Genomic DNA, 16,941 nt, shown 5'->3' with positions numbered 1-16,941 from the left:
CAGGGCGCGGGTCAGGGCGCGGGTCAGGGCGCGGGTCAGGGCGCGGGTCAGGGCGCGGGTCAGGGCGCGGGTCAGGGCGCGGGTCAGGGCGCGGGTCAGGGCGCGGGGCAGGGCCAGGGGAGGGTCAGCTCGCCCTGGCGCCAGCGCTTCGGCGTGGACAGGACGGGCCAGCCGTCAGCCTTGAGCTGGGTCACCGCCCGTACCCAGCGTTGGCGGGGACCGAACGTGGCGTAGGGGGCGGCGGTCCGCCAGGCGTCCTCCAACGCCTGGATCAGGTCGTACACCGCCTCGCCGGGGACGTTGCGGTGGATCAGCGCCTTCGGCAGCCGCTCGGCCAGCTCGGCGGGGCTCTCCAGCGTGGTCAGCTTCGCGGCCAGGGTCAACGTGCGAGGGCCGTCCGCGTCGACGAGCAGCCAGCTCGCCAGGCGGCCCAGCTCGTCACAGGTGCCCTCGACGAGCGCCCCACCCGGGGCGAGCGCGGCGGTCATGGTGCGCCAGGCGTCGGTCACCTGGCTCTCGTCGTACTGTCGCAGGACGTTGAACGCGCGGACCAGCACCGGCCGGAGCCCGGCCAACTCGAAGCCACCTCGGGCGAAGGTCAGGCCGGGCGGGTCGGCGGCCGGCGTCGCGGCGGCCACCCGCGCCGGGTCGATCTCCAGCCCGACGAGGCGTACGTCTGGACGGACCCCCGCCGCCAGCCGGGCCCGCAACTCGACGGCGGTGACCGGCGTGGCGCCGTAGCCGAGGTCCACCACCAGCGGGTCGTCAGCACCCCGCAGCCGGTCGGCGCAGGTTTCCACGATCCAGTTGTCCACCCGGCGGAGTCGGTTCGGGTTGGTCGTGCCCCGGGTGACCACGCCGAGCGGTCGGCGTCGTGGAGCCCCGCTCATGGGTCCTGTGCCCGGCTCAGGAGACCCGGTGGACCTTGTGTTGCGCCGCCTGCGCCCGTGGCCGGACCACCAACCTGTCGATGTTGACGTGCTCGGGCCGGGTGGCGCACCAGGCGATGCAGTCCGCCACGTCCTCGGCGACCAGCGGGTCGGGCACGCCGGCGTAGACGGCGGCAGCCCGTTCGGCGTCCCCCTCGAAGCGGACCAGCCCGAACTCCTCGGTCTTCACCATCCCGGGGTCGATCTCGATCACCCGCAGCGGTCGGCCGCACAGCTCCAGCCGGAGCGTGCCGGCGATGGCCGTCTGGGCGTGCTTCGCCGCCGTGTAGCCGCCGCCGCCCTCGTAGACGGTCAGCCCGGCCGTGGAGGAGACCACCACTATTGTCCCGGAGCCGGACGCCTCCAGCGCCGGCAGCAGCGCCTGGGTGACCCGCAGCGTGCCGAGCACGTTCACGTCGTACATCCACTGCCAGTCGTCGAGCGAGCCGGACTCGACCGGGTCCAGACCGCGCGCGCCGCCGGCGTTGTTGACCAGCAGGGTGACCGGCCCGGGTGCCCGCGCGGCGGCCTCGGCGAGCCCGGCCACCGACTCGTCCGAGGTGACGTCGCAGGTCACCGCAGTGGCCTGCCCGCCCGCGGCGGCGATCTCGGCGACGAGACCGGCGAGGCGGTCGGCGCGACGGGCGGCGGCGAGCACGTGGAAGCCCTCGGCGGCGAGCCGGCGGGCGGTGGCCGCGCCGATCCCGCTGGACGCTCCGGTGACGATGGCGACAGAGGTCATCGGGTCATTGTCACCCGGGCCGTACCGCCGATCCCGACCGGGCGTGTGGCCCGCATCGGTGGGCGTCGGTGATGAGGTCCGTCACGCCGGGCGGCCGCGCCGGCGCATTTCCGTAGCCCGATGGGGAAGATGACATCCGGCGTACAGGTTGACCGAGAAGCGCCGGTCGTGCGTGACGGCATTAACCGTGGCAGAAGGAGCGGACGTGGCGGAACTGCACACCGGCGTTGGTCGTCAGCGAGGTGCCCGTCCGTGGCCTCGTCCCCGTCGCATCGCCACCCTCTCCGTACACACATCCCCCCTGCACCAGCCCGGAACGGGCGACGCCGGGGGGATGAACGTATACATCCTGGAGGTCGCCCGGCGGCTCGCCGAGGCCGACGTCGAGGTGGAGATCTTCACCCGGGCCACCTCGGGCGACCTTCCCCCGGTGGTCGAGATGGCCCCCGGCGTGCAGGTCCGCCACATCACGTCTGGCCCGCTCGAAGGGCTGACCAAGGAGGAGCTGCCCGGTCAGCTCTGCGCCTTCACGGCGGGAGTGCTGCGGGCCGAGGCGTCCCGGCCGCCCGGCCACTACGACCTGATCCACTCCCACTACTGGCTCTCGGGCCAGGTCGGCTGGCTGGCCAAGGAGCGGTGGGGAGTGCCGCTCGTGCACACCGCGCACACCCTCGCGAAGGTCAAGAACGCTCAGCTCGCCGCCGACGACCGACCGGAACCGAAGGCCCGGGTGATCGGCGAGGAGCAGGTGGTCGCCGAGGCGGACCAGATGGTCGCCAACACCCGCGTGGAGGCCCGCGACCTCGTCGAGCGGTACGACGCCGACCCCGCCAACGTCACCGTCGTGCAGCCGGGTGTCGACCTGGCCCGGTTCCGGCCCGCGCCGGGCGACCGCTTCCTGGCGGCCCGCGCTGCCCGCCGTCGGCTGGGGCTGCCTGTCGACGGGTACGTGGTGGCCTTCGTCGGCCGGATCCAGCCGCTCAAGGCACCGGACGTGCTGATCCGCGCCGTCGCCGCGTTGCGCGAGCGTGACCCGGCCCTGGCCGACGAGGTGACCGTGGTGATCTGCGGCGGGCCCAGCGGTAGCGGCCTGGACCGGCCGACCGCCCTGATCGAGCTGGCCGCGACGCTCGGTGTCACCGACCGGGTCGTCTTCCTGCCGCCGCGTACCGGGGACGACCTGCCGGCCCTGTACCGGGCCGCCGACCTGGTCGCGGTGCCGTCGCACAACGAATCCTTCGGGCTCGTGGCCCTCGAGGCTCAGGCCTGCGGTACGCCGGTGCTGGCCGCCGCCGTCGGCGGCCTGGTCACCGCCGTACGGGACCAGGTCAGCGGGGTGCTGATCGACGGGCACGACCCGGTGGACTGGGCCCGCGCGCTGAGTCGCCTGCTGCCGGACGCCGCCCTGCGGGCCACGCTGTCCAGGGGCGCCGCGCAGCACGCTCGGCACTTCTCCTGGGACCGTACGGTGTCGGGTCTGCTCGACGTCTACGGCGAGGCGATCGCCGCGCGTCGGGCCCGGCTCGCCGCCGACCTGGCCTGCGACCCGGCGCTCTCCTGCTCCTGGTGACGCCTGGGGCTCGCCGGCGCTGTGGGTGCACCGGGTCGGTCGTAGAGTGGGTCCGGTGAGCCCGAAGAGCGATCTTGCGACCCTCATCGAGTCGGTCTGTGCCGAACGTGACCTGGCCTGGGAGTCGACCGGTCCCGGCTCGTACGCGGTCACCCTGCCGGGCACCCACAAGCTCAAGACGATCTGCAACCTGATCGTCGGCGAGCACGCGCTGCGGATCGAGGCGTTCGTCATGCGCCAGCCTGACGAGCGGCGCGAGGAGCTGTGGACCTGGCTGCTGCAGCGCAACGCGCGGATGTACGGCGTCTCCTTCTCCATCGACGCCGTCGGCGACGTCTACCTCACGGGGCGGGTCAACCCGGCCGGCGTGGACGCCGACGAACTGGACCGGCTGCTCGGTTCGGTGCTCACCTACTCCGACGAGTCCTTCGACACGATGCTGGAGATCGGCTTCGGCAGCTCGATCCGGCGCGAGTACGAGTGGCGCGTCAAGCGCGGCGAGTCGACCGCGAACCTCGCCGCCTTCTCCCACCTCTTCGAGCCCTCCGGCCCAGGCCCCACCCGCGACCCCGCCTGACACACCGCGCTCCCGATGAGGGCTTGACCAGACGGGCTTCCGGGCCCGAGGTGGTGGGGCCGCGCGCCGCTGTCCGGCCGCGACCTCAGCCGCCTGTCTCCTTTGCTCTGCTTCAACCCAGGCAACAGTCGAGGGCTCCGAGCGTCGCCTGGGTTGAAGCAGAGCAAAGGGCGATTGGGGTACGGGCGCCCCCGCTCCGACCCCTGGCGGTCACGGCGGGCCGCGACGCGCGGGGGTTCGGACTGCTCCTGACGGGTATGCCGCGGCGCGCGGTGCGGCACAGGGACCCCCGCGCGCCGAGGACGGAGTGTCGAGGAGCGGAGCGTCCCATGGCTCAGCGGAACAGCTCAGGTCGCGGCGGGACTGCGACCAGGACCAGACGACAAGCCGGCAACCAGAGCCCGGCCACTCCCGGGGTCTCCGAGTCGGAGATTTCGCGGATGCGAGTGGAGGACATCCGGGGGCAGCTGCGTAAGCGCGGGGTCTCCGGGATCTCCGCGTTGCGCAAGCCCGACCTGGTGAAACAGTTGGTGCGCTCGTTGCGTTCCGACGCCGGTGGCGCGGGTCGGCGCAGCACCGGACCGGCCGGCCGGGCCACCGGCAGCAGGGCGTCGGCCGGTCGGGCCGCCGCGACGAAGAAGTCGGCGGCGAGGGCCGTGCCGAGCCGCGCCAAGGCCGCGCCAGCGAACAAGAGCGCCCCCGCGAAGAAGACGGCCGCCGCGAAGAAGACGGCCGCCGCGAAGAAGACGACTGCCGCGAAGAAGACGGCTGCGGCCAAGAGGACGACGGCCGCGAAGAGGACGGCGGCCGCGAAGTCGACGGCGGCACGCAGGACCTCCGCGACGGCCCGTACCGCGCCCGCGCGGAAGGCGCCCGCGAAGAAGGCGTCGTCCCGGCCGGCCGCCAAGCGGACCGCGTCGGCGACGCAGGCCACGACGAAGCGCGCGGCTCCCGCGAAGCGGACGGCCAGGAGCACCGCCGCCCGGGCCACGGCCAAGAGGGCTCCCGCCAAGCGGACCCCGGCGACGAGCACGGCGTCGGCGGGCGCTGGGATGGCGGCCGGTGGGATCCGGACCGGGCGGGGCAGCGGTCGGTCGGTCCGCAGCTCGCAGGTGATCGCGTCGATCGCCGACCGGCCCGAGCGGCCGGGGCGGAGCCTGATCACCGCCAACCACGAGGTCATCCAGCGGTGGGCGCGAGAGCGTGGCGCGAAGCCGGCGACCATCGCGGGTACCGAGCGGGACGGTCGGGCGGGAGTGTTGACCTTCAACATCCCCGGATACCGGGAAAGCAGCCGGATTCGTGAGATCACCTGGGATGAGTGGTTCCACACCTTTGATCTGCGCCGGCTCAATCTGATCTATCAGGAGCAGATGCGGGACGGCCGGCCGAGCAACTTCTTCCGGACGGAGTCACCCGATCGTGAGGACGGCTGAGGTGTTTGCGGGAATGCCCGACGGGTACCCGGCTGTTGCCAGAGACCGGGGTCAGAGCTGGGCATACTCGCCAGTTGTGACGGGCGAGACAGCCCATCTGGGTTGAATCCAGAATCTGGCCGAACTAGCTTTATTGCACCGCGCCACGTTTGGAAACGTTCGGGGGAGCGGCGGATCGATCAGATCCGCGCACCAGGCGAGGCGCGAGGGGACGGGTGGACCAACCGTTGGGGGACGGTGCCCACCTGTTTGGACCGGCGGCGTGAGCGGGCGATGCTTACGGGGGTGAGTGTTGCCCGCCGCCGCCGGCCCCACCGGCGAGCGCCCACCAGTGACCTTCGGGACATGGTGGGCGCTTTGCCGTCGGACGGTCAGCTTGTCGGGATACGTTCTGCCGGCTCCCGCTCGGCGGCCCGGCGCAGCGCGTCGACGTGCCGCTCGCGGGACGGACCGGCCAGCAGGTGACCGACGGCGGCCAGCAGGCCCAGCCCGCCCACGATCAGCCAGTGCCGGTCGCCGAGGTACTGCAGACTGACCCCGCCGAGCATCGGTGCGACGAAGGCCGCGGCCGGGAACGTCAGGTAGAAGACCGACTGGTACCGCGCGCGTAGGTCCGGCGGCGCGAGATCAGCGTTGATCTGCGCGTTCGGCGGGGCGGCGAGCATCGAGCCGACCGTCCAGACCACCGCCGCGCCCAGGTAGACCGCCAGGTGGTCGGCGACCGCGAGCACTCCGAACCCGACCGCCAGCAGGGCGGTGGAGGCGGCCAGTACGACGGCCTTGCGGCGTCCGTCGATCAGGCGGGGCACGAACAGTTGCCCTACCACGATCAGCGCGCCACCGAGGGCCACGACCATGCCGTACGCCGACGGTCCCAGTCCGTCCGCGCGCATCGCCAGGGGCATGATCGTCGAGGTCTGCAGGGTGAGTACGGCCAGCACGAAGGTGAGCCCGACGAAGACCAGGAAGATCCGGTCGGTGAGGACCGTGAGCAGCCCGGGCCGGCGGGGCCGGACTGCCGTCGGATGCCCGGCCGGCGAGACAGGGGTGGCCGGTCGCAGGGTCTCCGGAACCTTCCAGCCGATGACGACGGCAGCCGTGAACGTGGCGCCCGCGTCGACCAGGAAGAGTGCGGTGAAGCTCGCCTCGGCTACCAGCCCGGCGAGCAGCGAGGCGACCGCCATCCCGAGGTTCAACGCCCAGAACTCCAGGTTGAACGCGCGTGAGCGTCGGTCCTCGGGTACCGCGTCGACGATCGCCGCCACGAAGGCCGGGCCGGGCATGGAGTGTGCGACGCCGACCAGCGCGGCGAGCGCCGCGATCAGCAGGAGGGGCCGGCTGAAGGCCAGCGCGACCATCAGGGTGGCGGTGGCCAGGTGGGCGGCGAGCAGGGTCGACCGGCGACCCCACCGGTCGGCCAGTACGCCGCCGCACAGCACGCCGGCCGCCCCGCCGGCCCCGTACGCCCCGACGACGACGCCGGCCACCGCCGCGCTGGCACCTCGGGCGTCGGTGAGGTAGAGCGAGAGGAAGAGCATGGCGAACGCGCCCGCGCGGTTGATCAGCAGGCCGGCCCAGAGGTACCAGAAGGTGGCGGGGAGTCCACCGGCGGTGTCGTGCCACCAGCGCCGCAGGCCGTGCATGCGATCTCCCGACAGTTCAGTTTGTTAACCGTTTCCTCGAACGGTAGTCGGGCCGCGAACCGGGGGTCGTACCGGACTCAGGCCGCCGCCTCGGCGGGCTGCGGCGCGCGAGCACCGACCGGCGTCGCGACCTCGGCGGCGTGCCGCAGCGCGACGGCACGTCGCTCCCGGGCGGGGCCTGAGGCCAGGTGGGCGACCGCGGTCAGCACACCGATCGCGGCGCAGCCGAGCCACAGCGCGGCGTTTCCGACATGCTCACGCACCAGACCGCCCAGGATCGGCGCGCTCGCGCCGGCGATCTGCCAGGAGAGCCCGAACACGCCCTGGTAGCGCCCACGCAGCTCGGCCGGGGAGAGTTCGGCGATCAGCGTGGAGTTCGACGGCGAGTTCAGCATCTCGCCGACCGTCCAGATCAGCACCGTCAGCCCGTAGAACCAGGCGGTGCCGGCGAACGCGGTAAGCCCGAACCCGACACCCATCACCACGGCGGCGAGGGCGAGCACCTGCGAGCGGTTGCGCCCCCGGATCAGCCGGGGCACGAAGAGTTGGCCGACGACGATGAGCAAGCCGTTGAGCGCGATGACCGAGCCGTAGGTGGCCGGGCTGAGGCCCGAGTCGCCCATGGCGATCGGCAGCATCGAGATGTGCTGGAGGAAGACCATCGCGGCGAACAGGTTCAGCGCCACGAAGCCGAGGTAGATCCGGTCGCTGAGGATCGTGCGCAGGGCGCCACGCGGAGCCGTGGTCGCCGCGACCGTGAATCCGCCGTGGCGCGTCTCCGGCACCCGGGCGAAGATGATCAGCGCGGTGATCAGCATCGTGCCCGCGTCGACCACGAACAGCAGCAGGTAGTCAGCCTGCGCGGCGAGGCCGGCGAGGACGGCGGCGCAGGCGAAGCCCAGGTTGATGGCCCAGTAGTTGAGCGAGAAGGCGCGCAGTCGATCCTTCGCCGGCACCACGTCGATCATCATGGCCCCGAACGCCGGTCGGGCCGCCTCGGCGAACATGCCGAGCAGCAGCGCGCCCAGCGCGACCGCCCAGAGGTCCCGGGCAAGCCCGAGAGCCAGCATCATGGTCGCCGCGCCGAGATGGGCGGTGAGCAGCGTCGGCCGGCGGCCCCACCGGTCCGCGAGGGCACCGCCGGCGGTGGTGCCGACCGCGCCGCCGACGCCCCAGAGGCCGAGCACCAGTCCGGCCTGGGAGGGCGAGAAGCCGCGTTCCTGGGTCAGGTAGATGGCGAGGAACACGAGCACGAACGAGCCGAGCCGGTTGATCAGCGTGCCCGACCACAGGTACCAGAAGGTCCTCGGTAGGCCGCCGGTGGTGTCCCGGAACCAGCTCCGCATCGTCCGCACGTGGTGCCCCCGCTTACAAGTAATGACCGATGTGACTACAGCGCCTTACAACCCTAGTGGCGGCCGGATACGCAGGTCATTCGCTTTATCACGTGGTGGTCGTCACGACGGGTGCCCGCGTGTCCGGCGCGGGGTTGAGGCAGGATGATCCGCATGACTGCGAGCGAGGGGCCCACCGTCGGGACGCTGGTCCTGCTGCGGCACGGTGAGAGTGACTGGAACGCCAAGAACCTCTTCACCGGCTGGGTGGACGTCGACCTGACCGAGAAGGGCGAGGGCGAGGCCCGGCGCGGCGGCGAGCTGCTGCGGGAGCACGGCCTGCTGCCGGACGTCGTCCACACCAGCGTGATGCGCCGGGCGATCCGCACCGCCGAGCTGGCGCTCAGCGCCGCCGACCGGCACTGGATCGCCGTGCGCCGGTCGTGGCGGCTCAACGAGCGGCACTACGGCGCCCTACAGGGCAAGGACAAGAAGCAGACCCTTGACGAGTACGGCGAGGAGCAGTTCATGCTCTGGCGCCGGTCGTACGACACCCCGCCGCCGCCGATCGCGGACGACGACGAGTGGTCGCAGGTGGGCGACCCGCGGTACGCGCTGCTGCCGACCGAGCTGATGCCGCGTACCGAGTGCCTCAAGGACGTCGTCCAGCGGATGCTCCCCTACTGGTACGACTCGATCGTGCCCGACATCCTGGCCGGCCGGACGGTGCTGGTGGCCGCGCACGGCAACTCGCTGCGCGCCCTGGTGAAGCACCTCGACCAGATCTCCGACGAGGCGATCGCCAAGCTCAACATTCCGACCGGCATCCCGCTGCGCTACGACCTCGACCCGCAGCTTCGCCCGCAAACCCTGGGCGGCACCTACCTCGACCCGACGGCAGCGAAGGAAGCCGCCGCCGCGGTCGCCAACCAGGGCCGCTGAGCAGACGCAGAAGGGGCCCCCGCAGCGCGCGGGGGCCCCTTTCGCGTGCCTCAGGTGGTGGCCGGGCTGCTCTCCCCGGTGATCAGGTAGATCACGTGCTCGCCGGCGTTCACCGCGTGGTCGGCGAAACGCTCGTAGAAGCGGCCCAGCAGGGTGGCGTCGATCGCGGTCTCCACCCCGTACGGCCAGTCGTCGCCGAGCAGCACCGCGAACAGGCTCTTGTGCAGCTCGTCCATGGCGTCGTCGTCGCGGTCCAGTTCGGCGGCGAGGTCCACGTCGGGCTTCGCCAGCACGGAACCGATCTTCGCGGCCATCCGGTCGGCGATGTCGGACATCTCGGTGAAGACCGTCCGCAGCTCGGCCGGGACGGCGGGGGAGGGGTGCCGGCGCAGCGCGGTCTTCGCCACGTGCTCGGCGAGATCGCCCATCCGCTCCAGATCAGCGGCCACGTGCAGCGCGGTGATCATTGCCCGGAGGTCGGAGGCGACCGGCGCCTGTCGGGCGAGCAGGTCACACACCCGCTCCTCGACGTGTCGGTAGAGGTCGTCGATCTCGGCGTCCCGCTCGATGACCGTCTCGGCGGCCTGCCGGTCGGCGGTGAGCAGGGCCCGGGTGGCCTGGCGCATGGCGGCGCGGATGCCCTCTGCCATGTCCACCAGCAGTTGGCTGACGATCTGGAGGTCGGCCCGGAACTCGTCGCGCATCATCACGTCCTGTGGTCGGTCGCCGCCGACGGCTGCCGGCGCAGGGGTTGAGCAGGTGCGACGCCAACGGTAGGGCGCGTTCACGGACCTTGGATGAACCACGGTGAACGACGTCAGACGTGGGGGTGAACACTTCCGAAAGTGAGGGTGGTTCGTCCCGTTCTGTGTGGTAGCCAGGTTAACAATGACCCTACGATCGCCGGGTGGAGTGGGCGGTGGCGGTCGTGGTGGCCGTGGCGTTGGCGACCGGACTGGTCGCCGGTCTCCTGCTGCCCCGGTTCCTGCCGGCACGTGGCCGCTCCACGTCGACGGGCAGCGCGAGCTCCCGCTGGAGCACAGGGAGGCCCGCGATAGCCGACGAGCAGCAGGCCGGTCTCGGCCGTCGGACGATCGACTCGCTCCGGGCCGGTGTCGTGGTGTTGGGCGACGACGACGTCCCGGTCCTGATCAACCCGGCCGCCCGCGCGATGGGCCTCCTGCGCACCGGGAGCACTCCGGGTTCGATCGCCGCGCACCCGTTGATCCGTACCCTCGCGGGCCAGGTGCGACGCACCGGCGTGCGGCGCGAGATCGAGCTCGACCTGCCACGTGGTCGCGACAGCGCGGGGGAGAACCCGCTGGGCGTGCACCTGCGGGCCATGGCTCTCGGGAACGGCTTCATCGCGGTCGAGGCGGTCGACGTGACCGAGTCGCACCGGCTGACCCGGGTGCGGCGCGACTTCGTGGCGAACGTCAGCCATGAGTTGAAGACCCCGATCGGGGCGCTCCAACTGCTCGCCGAGGCACTGCTGGACGCCACCGAGCCGGCCGACGCCGCCGCACCCGACCTCTCCGAGGACCTGGTCGCCGCCCGTCGGTTCGCCGAACGGATCCAGCACGAGTCGACCCGGCTGGGCCGGCTGGTGCAGGAGTTGCTGGAGCTGACCCGGCTCCAGGGCGCCGAGCCGCAGCCGCCACCGGAACCGGTCGCGCTCGACTGGGTGATCGCCGAGGTGGTGGACCGTACCCGCACCACGGCTTCCGCCCGGGGCGTCGAGCTGACGGTCGACGGCGAGCGGGGCCTCACCGCCTACGGCAGCGACAGCCAGCTCGCCACGGCCGTGGCGAACCTGGTGGAGAACGCCATCAACTACTCGGGGGAGGACACCGCGGTGCGGGTCACCCTCCGGGGAGACGACGAGCACGTCGAGATCGCGGTCTCCGACCAGGGCATCGGCATCGCTCCGACGGATGTGGACCGGATCTTCGAGCGGTTCTACCGGGCCGACCAGGCCCGTTCACGCGCCACCGGTGGCACCGGGCTCGGCCTGGCCATCGTGAAACACATCGCGAGCAACCATGGCGGTCGGGTGGAGGTGTCGAGCACTCTTGGTGGTGGGTCGACGTTCACCCTCCGGTTGCCCGCCAGCCCACCGGACGACCTTCTGGCGACACTGCCGCCGGCTGGGATCGAGACCGGTCCGGCCGAGCTTCGGCAGGTCTGACAGCAATGGAAAGGAAATCCCCGTTGAGCCGCGTTCTGGTGGTCGAGGACGAGGAGTCGTTCTCCGACGCCCTGTCGTACATGCTCCGTAAGGAGGGTTTCGAGGTCTCGGTCGCGGCGACCGGCACCGACGCCCTCACCGAGTTCGACCGGACCGGCGCCGACATCGTGCTGCTCGACCTGATGTTGCCCGAGATGTCGGGGACCGAGGTGTGCCGGCAGCTCCGGCAGCGCTCGGCCGTACCGATCATCATGGTCACCGCACGGGACAGCGAGATCGACAAGGTGGTCGGCCTGGAGATCGGCGCCGACGACTACGTCACCAAGCCGTATTCCCCTCGGGAACTGGTCGCCCGGATTCGGGCGGTGCTGCGGCGGCAGAGCCCGGAGGTCGCCGAGGCGGGCGCACCGACGCTGGCCGCCGGACCGGTCCGGATGGACATCGAGCGGCACGTGGTGACGGTCGAGGGTGGGGCCGTGCAGCTGCCGCTCAAGGAGTTCGAGCTGCTGGAGCTGCTGCTGCGCAACGCGGGCCGGGTGCTGACCCGTGGCCAGCTCATCGACCGGGTCTGGGGCGCCGACTACGTCGGTGACACCAAGACGCTCGACGTGCACGTCAAGCGGCTGCGCTCCAAGATCGAGCCGGAGCCGTCGGCGCCCCGTTTCATCGTCACCGTCCGGGGTCTGGGCTACAAGTTCGAGCCGTGATCGACCGACCCGAAGGGGCCCACGCGCGGCGTGGGCCCCTTCGGCTGTCGGCGTCCGCTCAGTGGACGACCTTGATGTTGAAGAGGGCGGTGTCGAGCCGGCCGTAGAGCCGTAGCCAGAGCGGCATCAGCATCTCGGTGCCCCGGGCGGTCGAGAGGTCACCGAGGTCGATCACGTCGGTGTGCCCGAAGCTCACGAGCAGCCCGGTGACGATCCGCTTCGCCTCCGCGTCGTCGCCCGAGACGAAGACGCTGTGGTCTCCGTCGGCGAGCTGCCGCGGGCGGACCATCAGCTCGGCGGTGAGCGTGTTGAGTGACTTGACGACCTTGGCCTGCGGGAACTCCCGCTGGATGCGCTCGGCCAGGGAGTCGGTGTCCGGCACGGTCAGGGTGGGCGGGAAACCGACGCTGAAGTCGAGTGGGTTGGCGATGTCGAGCAGGACCTTGCCAGCCAGGTTCGCCGCGCCGGCCGCGGTGAGCGCCGGCAGGGACCCGGTGCCGCTGGTGGCGTTGACCACCAGTTCGGCATCGACGGCGGCCTCGGCCAGGGTGGCCAGCCCGACCCCGGGGTGCTCGGCGGCCCAGGCGGCGTACGCGCCCGCCCGGGTGGCCGCGACGTCCCGGGTGCCGATAGTGACCTGGTGGCCCAACTCCGAGGCGCGGGCCGCGATGGCCTGACCCACCGAGCCGGTGCCGAGAACTGCGATGCGCATGTCGATCGATCCTCCACTCGGGCGCGGTGGCCTCGCGCCGATTGCCCGTAGGCTAACAGACAGGTCTGTCTATTGCTGTCCGTCTTGGACGGTGGCGGCAGCATCTCCCTGCGGCGGGAACGACGTGCGGCAGCAGACGGAGCTGTCTGTAGACGGAGCTGTCTGTAAGCTCGTGCCCGTCACCAGCAACGACGAGGGAGTGTCGATGTCCACGAACCGTACGGCGGTCGGCTCGGCCCGGGACCGGATCCTGGACACCGCGTTCCGGCTGTTCTACGCGCACGGACCGCGCGGTGTGGGGGTGGACACGGTCATCGCCGAGTCGGGCGTGGCCAAGGCGACGCTCTACAAGCACTTCCCGCGCAAGGACGACCTCGTGCTGGCGTACCTCGACCGGGTCGACCAGGCCTGGTTCGGCGCGCTACGGGCGTCGGCCAGGGATGCCGGCGACGAGCCGCGCGACCAACTGGTCGGCATGTTCGACGCCCTGACCGGAGCCTGTCGCCGGGACGGCTACCACGGCTGCGCGTTCATCAACACGGCTGCCGAGTCGCCGGCCGGCGGTCCGGTGCACGCTCGGACTGTCGAGCACAAGACCGTCGTCCGGGCCTGGGTGACCGAGCTGGCACGCAGGGCCGGCGCGGCTGATCCGGAACTGCTCGCGCGGCAGCTCACCCTGCTGCTCGACGGCGGGCTCGCCAGCGGGGTCCTGGACGGCGACCCGGCGATCGCCGAGGCGGCCCGGCAGAGCGCCCGCCTGCTCGTCGACGCCGCCCTCGGCTGATCGCGGGCGCTCGACGATGACTGCCGCCCAGGTCGGCTAGAGATCGTCGGCGGGGTGGGGGGCGACCAGGCCCTGCCGCACCCGGGCGGCGCACAGTTCGGCCAGTCGCTCGTACGCGGCGGCGCCGATCAGCGCGGTCAGCTCCGGCCCGTACGACAGGTACATCGGCTCGGTGCCGACGTGCGCGTCGGTCGACGAGGTGCACCACCAGTCCAGGTCGTGTCCGCCGGCGCCCCAGCCGCGCCGGTCGAACTCGGACAACGTGGAGACCAGCACCTTGGTGTTGTCCGGTCGCGTGACCCAGTCCTGGTCCCGCCGGATGGGGAGCTGCCAGCAGACGTCCGGCTTGTATTCCAGCGGGTGGACCCCGTCGCGCAGCGCCTGGGCGTGCAGCGCGCAACCACCGCCGCCGGAGAAGTCGGCGTCGTTGAGGAAGACGCACGGCCCGTCGGCACCCTGGGTGGCGGTGCGGCGGGCCGGGTTCTTGCCGTCGATGGTGTCCTGGTCGGTCCAGTTCTTGAAACCGCGCCGGAAGTGCTGCCAGGTCTCCGGGGTGAGCCGCTTGACGGCGTTGCGGACCCGCTTCTCGTCGTCCGAGTCGGTGAAGAACGCCCCGTGCGAGCAGCAGCCGTCGGCCGCCCGGCCGGCGATGATGCCGTGGCAGCCCTGGCCGAAGATGCACGTCCAGCGGGAGAGCAACCAGGTCAGGTCGGCCCGGATCAGGTGGGTCTCGTCGGCCGGGTCGGCGAACTCGATCCACTCCCGGGGAAAGTCCAGCGGCACCTCGCGGCTGCGTGGGTCGCCCGGGTCGTCCACCAGCACGCGGAGCTCCATCGTCACCCGGACCAGCGTACGCGTGGTGCCGTCCCTGGGCCGACGAGCCGCACGAACGTGTTGCACCTAGGGTCTTCACCATGCGACTGGGTGTTCTCGACGTCGGATCCAACACGGTGCACCTCCTGGTGGTCGACGCGCACCATGGCGCGCACCCCTGGCCGGCGCACTCGGAGAAGGTCGTCCTCCGTCTCGCCGAACAGGTCGGCCCGGACGGGGCGTTGACCGAGGCGGGTGCGGACAGCCTGGTCAAGGCGGTCGGCATGGCCAGGGCGGCGGCTACCGGGCTGGAGGCCGACGACCTGATCGCGTTCGCCACCTCCGCCGTCCGCGACGCCACAAACGCGGCCGACGTGCTCGCCCGGGTCCGCGACGAGACCGGCGTACGCCTGGAGGTGCTCTCCGGCGCGGACGAGGCACGGATGACGTTCCTGGCGGTGCGACGCTGGTTCGGCTGGTCGGCGGGGCGTCTGCTGGTGCTCGACATCGGTGGCGGCTCCCTGGAGATCGCCGCCGGCATCGACGAGGACCCCGATGTGGCGATCTCGCTGCCGCTCGGCGCCGGGCGTCTCACCAGGGAGCGGCTCCTGCTCGACCCGGCCAGCGCGACGCCGCCGTCGGCGGAGGCCGTCGACAAGCTGAGGGAGTACGTGGACGGCCGGCTGGACAAGGTGGTCGACCAGGTCACGAAGGTGGGCTGGGGCCGGGCGGTGGCCACCTCGAAGACCTTCCGCACCCTGGCGCGACTGGCCGGCGCGGCGCCTTCCGGGGCCGGCCTCTGGGTGCACCGCAGGCTGACCCGTGCCGGTCTGCGGCAGATCATCGGTTTCATCCGGCACATGACACCCGCCCAGATGATGGAGCTGGAGGGGGTCGGCGCGGGCCGGGCCCACCAACTGCTGGCCGGCGCGGTGGTCGCCGAGGCGGTCATGCGCAGGCTCGACCTGGATGCGCTGGACATCTGCCCCTGGGCTCTGCGCGAGGGCGTCATCCTCCGCCGGCTCGATCAACTGGAGCCGATCTGAGCAGGTCCCGGGACCGCCGGTGATTTGCCGGTGCTCGTCCTGAGAACGCCGTGACAGCCGGGCTACGCTGGCGGATGTGACTTCCCGCGTCCCGGTGCTCCTGTCCAGCTCGTCGGTCTTCCCCGAGCCGACCGCGGCGGCGTTCCAACTGGCCGCGGCGCTCGGCTACGACGGCGTCGAGGTGATGGTCTGGACCGACGTGGTGAGCCAGGACGCGGGCGCGCTGCGCGGCCTGTCGGCGCACTACGGCGTGCCGGTGCTCTCGGTGCACGCGCCCTGTCTGCTGGTCACCCAGCGGGTGTGGAGCCCGGACCCGTGGCAGCGGCTGCGCAAGGCCGCCGAGTTGGCCGATTCGCTGGAGGCGCCGACGGTGGTGGTGCATCCACCGTTCAGCTGGCAGCGGGACTACGCGCGCGGATTCGCCGAAGGGCTGGCCACGGTCGAGGACCGGTTCCCCGGGCTCCGCTTCGGAGTGGAGAACATGTACCCGGTGCGGATGGCGGGTCGGCAGTTCGTCCCGTACGTCCCCGGCTGGGATCCCACCGACACCGGCTACCCGTCGTACACCCTGGACCTGTCACACTGCGCGGCCTCGCACAGCGACCCCCTCGCGATGGCCGACCGGATGGGCGCGGGGCTGGCCCACGTGCACCTGGGCGACGGCACCGGCGAGGGCCGCGACGAGCACCTGGTGCCCGGGCGCGGCACCCAGCCGTGCGGGGAGCTGCTCTCCTCGCTGGCCGGGCGGGGTTTCACCGGTGCGGTGGCCGTCGAGGTGGCGACCCGGGGCGCGAAGAGCCGCGCGGTGCGCGAGGCGGACCTACGAGCCGCGCTCGAGTTCGCCCGCCAGCACCTGACCGCGCCGTCGCCGGTCGACGTCTGACCTCGACGTCCGACCCGTCGGCGGCGAGCGTCAGCTGACCGGAGTCAGCGACTCGGTGGTCGAGGTCGGCTGCGGGGCGACCGTCGCCTGCTCGCCGATCGCGGCCCGCTTACGGGCCCGGTGTGCCGCCACGTGCGAGCGGGTGGCGCAGCGCTCCGAGCAGAACCGCCGGCAGCAGTTGGACGACGTGTCCAGGTAGACGTTGCCGCACCGCTCGTCGGCGCAGACCCCGAAGCGGGCGCTGCCGTACTCGCAGAGCCAGACCGAGAGCCCCCAGACCGCGCCGGCCAGGTATTCGGCACTGACCGACGCGCCGCGGCTGGTCACGTGCATGTGCCAGTCGCTGGAGTCGTGCCCGGAGATGCGGGGCTGGACCGGAAACGCCTCGAGCAGCGCGTTCAGCTCGGTCACCGCCTGAGCGTCGCGCCCCGAGGTGCCGTACTCGAAGACGTCGCGCAACCGCTTCTGTGCCCGTCGGAAGATGGCGACGTCCCGGTCGGCGACCTCGTCGCGCATCCAGGAGTTGTCGTCGGGAAAGAGGGCCCGCAGGTCGTCGAGGTCGTCCAGGCGGGCGTTGACCAGGTCAACGCCGGTCCGGGCGTACGCGTCGAAGTTCACACCCCAACGGTAGACGA

18 protein-coding genes are annotated in these 16,941 nt (G+C 71.9%); 9 read left to right on the top strand and 9 right to left on the bottom strand.

Annotated elements, in window-relative coordinates; translation table 11 throughout:
- Positions 1–95 precede the first annotated feature (95 nt).
- Entirely contained in the window at positions 96–890 is a 795-nt protein-coding gene (locus tag ABZV06_RS18795) for a class I SAM-dependent methyltransferase (protein WP_355244920.1), read from the bottom strand.
- Positions 891–906: 16 nt separating this feature from the next.
- Entirely contained in the window at positions 907–1,671 is a 765-nt protein-coding gene (locus ABZV06_RS18790; protein WP_355244923.1) for an SDR family oxidoreductase, read from the bottom strand.
- 205 nt (positions 1,672–1,876) lie between these two features.
- On the opposite strand from ABZV06_RS18790, the gene mshA reads away from it, so the two are divergent.
- On the top strand, positions 1,877–3,241 hold the full coding sequence (gene mshA, locus ABZV06_RS18785) for a D-inositol-3-phosphate glycosyltransferase (RefSeq protein WP_355244925.1): 1,365 nt from the start codon (positions 1,877–1,879) through the stop codon (positions 3,239–3,241).
- A 55-nt stretch (positions 3,242–3,296) separates the two neighbouring features.
- Positions 3,297–3,818, top strand: coding sequence for a YbjN domain-containing protein (locus ABZV06_RS18780; RefSeq protein WP_355244928.1), 522 nt, complete (start codon positions 3,297–3,299; stop codon positions 3,816–3,818).
- 334 nt (positions 3,819–4,152) lie between these two features.
- Here the strand turns inward: ABZV06_RS18780 and ABZV06_RS18775 are convergent, their stop codons facing one another.
- A complete protein-coding gene (locus ABZV06_RS18775) occupies positions 4,153–4,815 on the bottom strand; it encodes a hypothetical protein (protein WP_355244930.1) in 663 nt (220 codons plus the stop codon).
- A gap of 55 nt (positions 4,816–4,870) precedes the next feature.
- Here ABZV06_RS18775 and ABZV06_RS18770 point away from each other — a divergent pair, with 55 nt between their 5' ends.
- Entirely contained in the window at positions 4,871–5,254 is a 384-nt protein-coding gene (locus ABZV06_RS18770) for a hypothetical protein (RefSeq protein ID WP_355244933.1), read from the top strand.
- 371 nt (positions 5,255–5,625) lie between these two features.
- Here ABZV06_RS18770 and ABZV06_RS18765 read toward each other — a convergent pair whose 3' ends face one another.
- Together ABZV06_RS18765 and ABZV06_RS18760 are read right to left on the bottom strand one after the other, a co-directional pair.
- On the bottom strand, positions 5,626–6,897 hold the full coding sequence (locus tag ABZV06_RS18765; RefSeq protein ID WP_355244936.1) for an MFS transporter: 1,272 nt from the start codon (positions 6,895–6,897) through the stop codon (positions 5,626–5,628).
- Positions 6,898–6,974: 77 nt separating this feature from the next.
- Positions 6,975–8,252, bottom strand: coding sequence for an MFS transporter (locus ABZV06_RS18760; RefSeq protein ID WP_355622860.1), 1,278 nt, complete (start codon positions 8,250–8,252; stop codon positions 6,975–6,977).
- Between the two features lie 153 nt (positions 8,253–8,405).
- Between ABZV06_RS18760 and ABZV06_RS18755 the strand changes: the two genes are divergently transcribed.
- Positions 8,406–9,173 carry a phosphoglyceromutase gene (locus tag ABZV06_RS18755; protein WP_355244942.1) on the top strand — a complete coding sequence of 256 codons (768 nt, stop codon included), beginning with the start codon at positions 8,406–8,408 and terminating at the stop codon, positions 9,171–9,173.
- 50 nt (positions 9,174–9,223) lie between these two features.
- On the opposite strand, the gene phoU is transcribed toward ABZV06_RS18755, so the two are convergent.
- Positions 9,224–9,877: a phosphate signaling complex protein PhoU gene (gene phoU / locus ABZV06_RS18750; protein ID WP_355244945.1), complete on the bottom strand. Its 654-nt coding sequence runs from the start codon at positions 9,875–9,877 to the stop codon at positions 9,224–9,226.
- 203 nt (positions 9,878–10,080) lie between these two features.
- Between phoU and ABZV06_RS18745 the strand changes: the two genes are divergently transcribed.
- Both ABZV06_RS18745 and ABZV06_RS18740 read left to right on the top strand, forming a co-directional pair.
- Positions 10,081–11,361, top strand: a complete 1,281-nt coding sequence (locus ABZV06_RS18745; protein ID WP_355244947.1) for an ATP-binding protein — start codon at positions 10,081–10,083, stop codon at positions 11,359–11,361.
- 23 nt (positions 11,362–11,384) lie between these two features.
- Positions 11,385–12,068: a response regulator transcription factor gene (locus tag ABZV06_RS18740; RefSeq protein WP_039906992.1), complete on the top strand. Its 684-nt coding sequence runs from the start codon at positions 11,385–11,387 to the stop codon at positions 12,066–12,068.
- Positions 12,069–12,126: 58 nt separating this feature from the next.
- Here the strand turns inward: ABZV06_RS18740 and ABZV06_RS18735 are convergent, their stop codons facing one another.
- A complete protein-coding gene (locus ABZV06_RS18735; protein WP_355244950.1) occupies positions 12,127–12,780 on the bottom strand; it encodes an NAD(P)-binding domain-containing protein in 654 nt (217 codons plus the stop codon).
- A 205-nt stretch (positions 12,781–12,985) separates the two neighbouring features.
- Here ABZV06_RS18735 and ABZV06_RS18730 point away from each other — a divergent pair, with 205 nt between their 5' ends.
- Entirely contained in the window at positions 12,986–13,564 is a 579-nt protein-coding gene (locus tag ABZV06_RS18730) for a TetR/AcrR family transcriptional regulator (RefSeq protein ID WP_355622857.1), read from the top strand.
- A 36-nt stretch (positions 13,565–13,600) separates the two neighbouring features.
- Here the strand turns inward: ABZV06_RS18730 and ABZV06_RS18725 are convergent, their stop codons facing one another.
- On the bottom strand, positions 13,601–14,398 hold the full coding sequence (locus tag ABZV06_RS18725; RefSeq protein WP_355622868.1) for a hypothetical protein: 798 nt from the start codon (positions 14,396–14,398) through the stop codon (positions 13,601–13,603).
- 80 nt (positions 14,399–14,478) lie between these two features.
- Here ABZV06_RS18725 and ABZV06_RS18720 point away from each other — a divergent pair, with 80 nt between their 5' ends.
- Positions 14,479–15,423, top strand: a complete 945-nt coding sequence (locus ABZV06_RS18720; protein WP_355622854.1) for a Ppx/GppA phosphatase family protein — start codon at positions 14,479–14,481, stop codon at positions 15,421–15,423.
- Between the two features lie 76 nt (positions 15,424–15,499).
- Positions 15,500–16,306, top strand: coding sequence for a sugar phosphate isomerase/epimerase (locus ABZV06_RS18715; protein WP_355244958.1), 807 nt, complete (start codon positions 15,500–15,502; stop codon positions 16,304–16,306).
- Between the two features lie 30 nt (positions 16,307–16,336).
- Here ABZV06_RS18715 and ABZV06_RS18710 read toward each other — a convergent pair whose 3' ends face one another.
- The gene (locus tag ABZV06_RS18710) at positions 16,337–16,924 is read right to left on the bottom strand and encodes a CGNR zinc finger domain-containing protein (RefSeq protein ID WP_355244960.1); all 588 of its coding nucleotides are present in this window, start codon (positions 16,922–16,924) and stop codon (positions 16,337–16,339) included.
- Between the last annotated feature and the right edge of the window lie 17 nt (positions 16,925–16,941).

Source organism: Micromonospora sp. NPDC005172, from assembly GCF_040608555.1.
In the GTDB taxonomy this organism is placed as follows: Bacteria; Actinomycetota; Actinomycetes; order Mycobacteriales; family Micromonosporaceae; genus Micromonospora.
Note: the sequence above shows the minus strand (reverse complement) of the source record. Positions and strands in the feature narration are given on the sequence as shown.

What these genes read in the sequence shown, in the direction of transcription:
- ABZV06_RS18795 (WP_355244920.1), bottom strand. Translation starts at nt 890, where the DNA reads ATGAGCGGGGCTCCACGACGCCGACCGCTCGGCGTGGTCACCCGGGGC.
- ABZV06_RS18790 (WP_355244923.1), bottom strand. Translation starts at nt 1,671, where the DNA reads ATGACCTCTGTCGCCATCGTCACCGGAGCGTCCAGCGGGATCGGCGCG.
- ABZV06_RS18770 (WP_355244933.1), top strand. Translation starts at nt 4,871, where the DNA reads ATGGCGGCCGGTGGGATCCGGACCGGGCGGGGCAGCGGTCGGTCGGTC.
- ABZV06_RS18765 (WP_355244936.1), bottom strand. Translation starts at nt 6,897, where the DNA reads ATGCACGGCCTGCGGCGCTGGTGGCACGACACCGCCGGTGGACTCCCC.
- ABZV06_RS18755 (WP_355244942.1), top strand. Translation starts at nt 8,406, where the DNA reads ATGACTGCGAGCGAGGGGCCCACCGTCGGGACGCTGGTCCTGCTGCGG.
- phoU (WP_355244945.1), bottom strand. Translation starts at nt 9,877, where the DNA reads ATGCGCGACGAGTTCCGGGCCGACCTCCAGATCGTCAGCCAACTGCTG.
- ABZV06_RS18735 (WP_355244950.1), bottom strand. Translation starts at nt 12,780, where the DNA reads ATGCGCATCGCAGTTCTCGGCACCGGCTCGGTGGGTCAGGCCATCGCG.
- ABZV06_RS18730 (WP_355622857.1), top strand. Translation starts at nt 12,986, where the DNA reads ATGTCCACGAACCGTACGGCGGTCGGCTCGGCCCGGGACCGGATCCTG.
- ABZV06_RS18725 (WP_355622868.1), bottom strand. Translation starts at nt 14,398, where the DNA reads ATGGAGCTCCGCGTGCTGGTGGACGACCCGGGCGACCCACGCAGCCGC.
- ABZV06_RS18720 (WP_355622854.1), top strand. Translation starts at nt 14,479, where the DNA reads ATGCGACTGGGTGTTCTCGACGTCGGATCCAACACGGTGCACCTCCTG.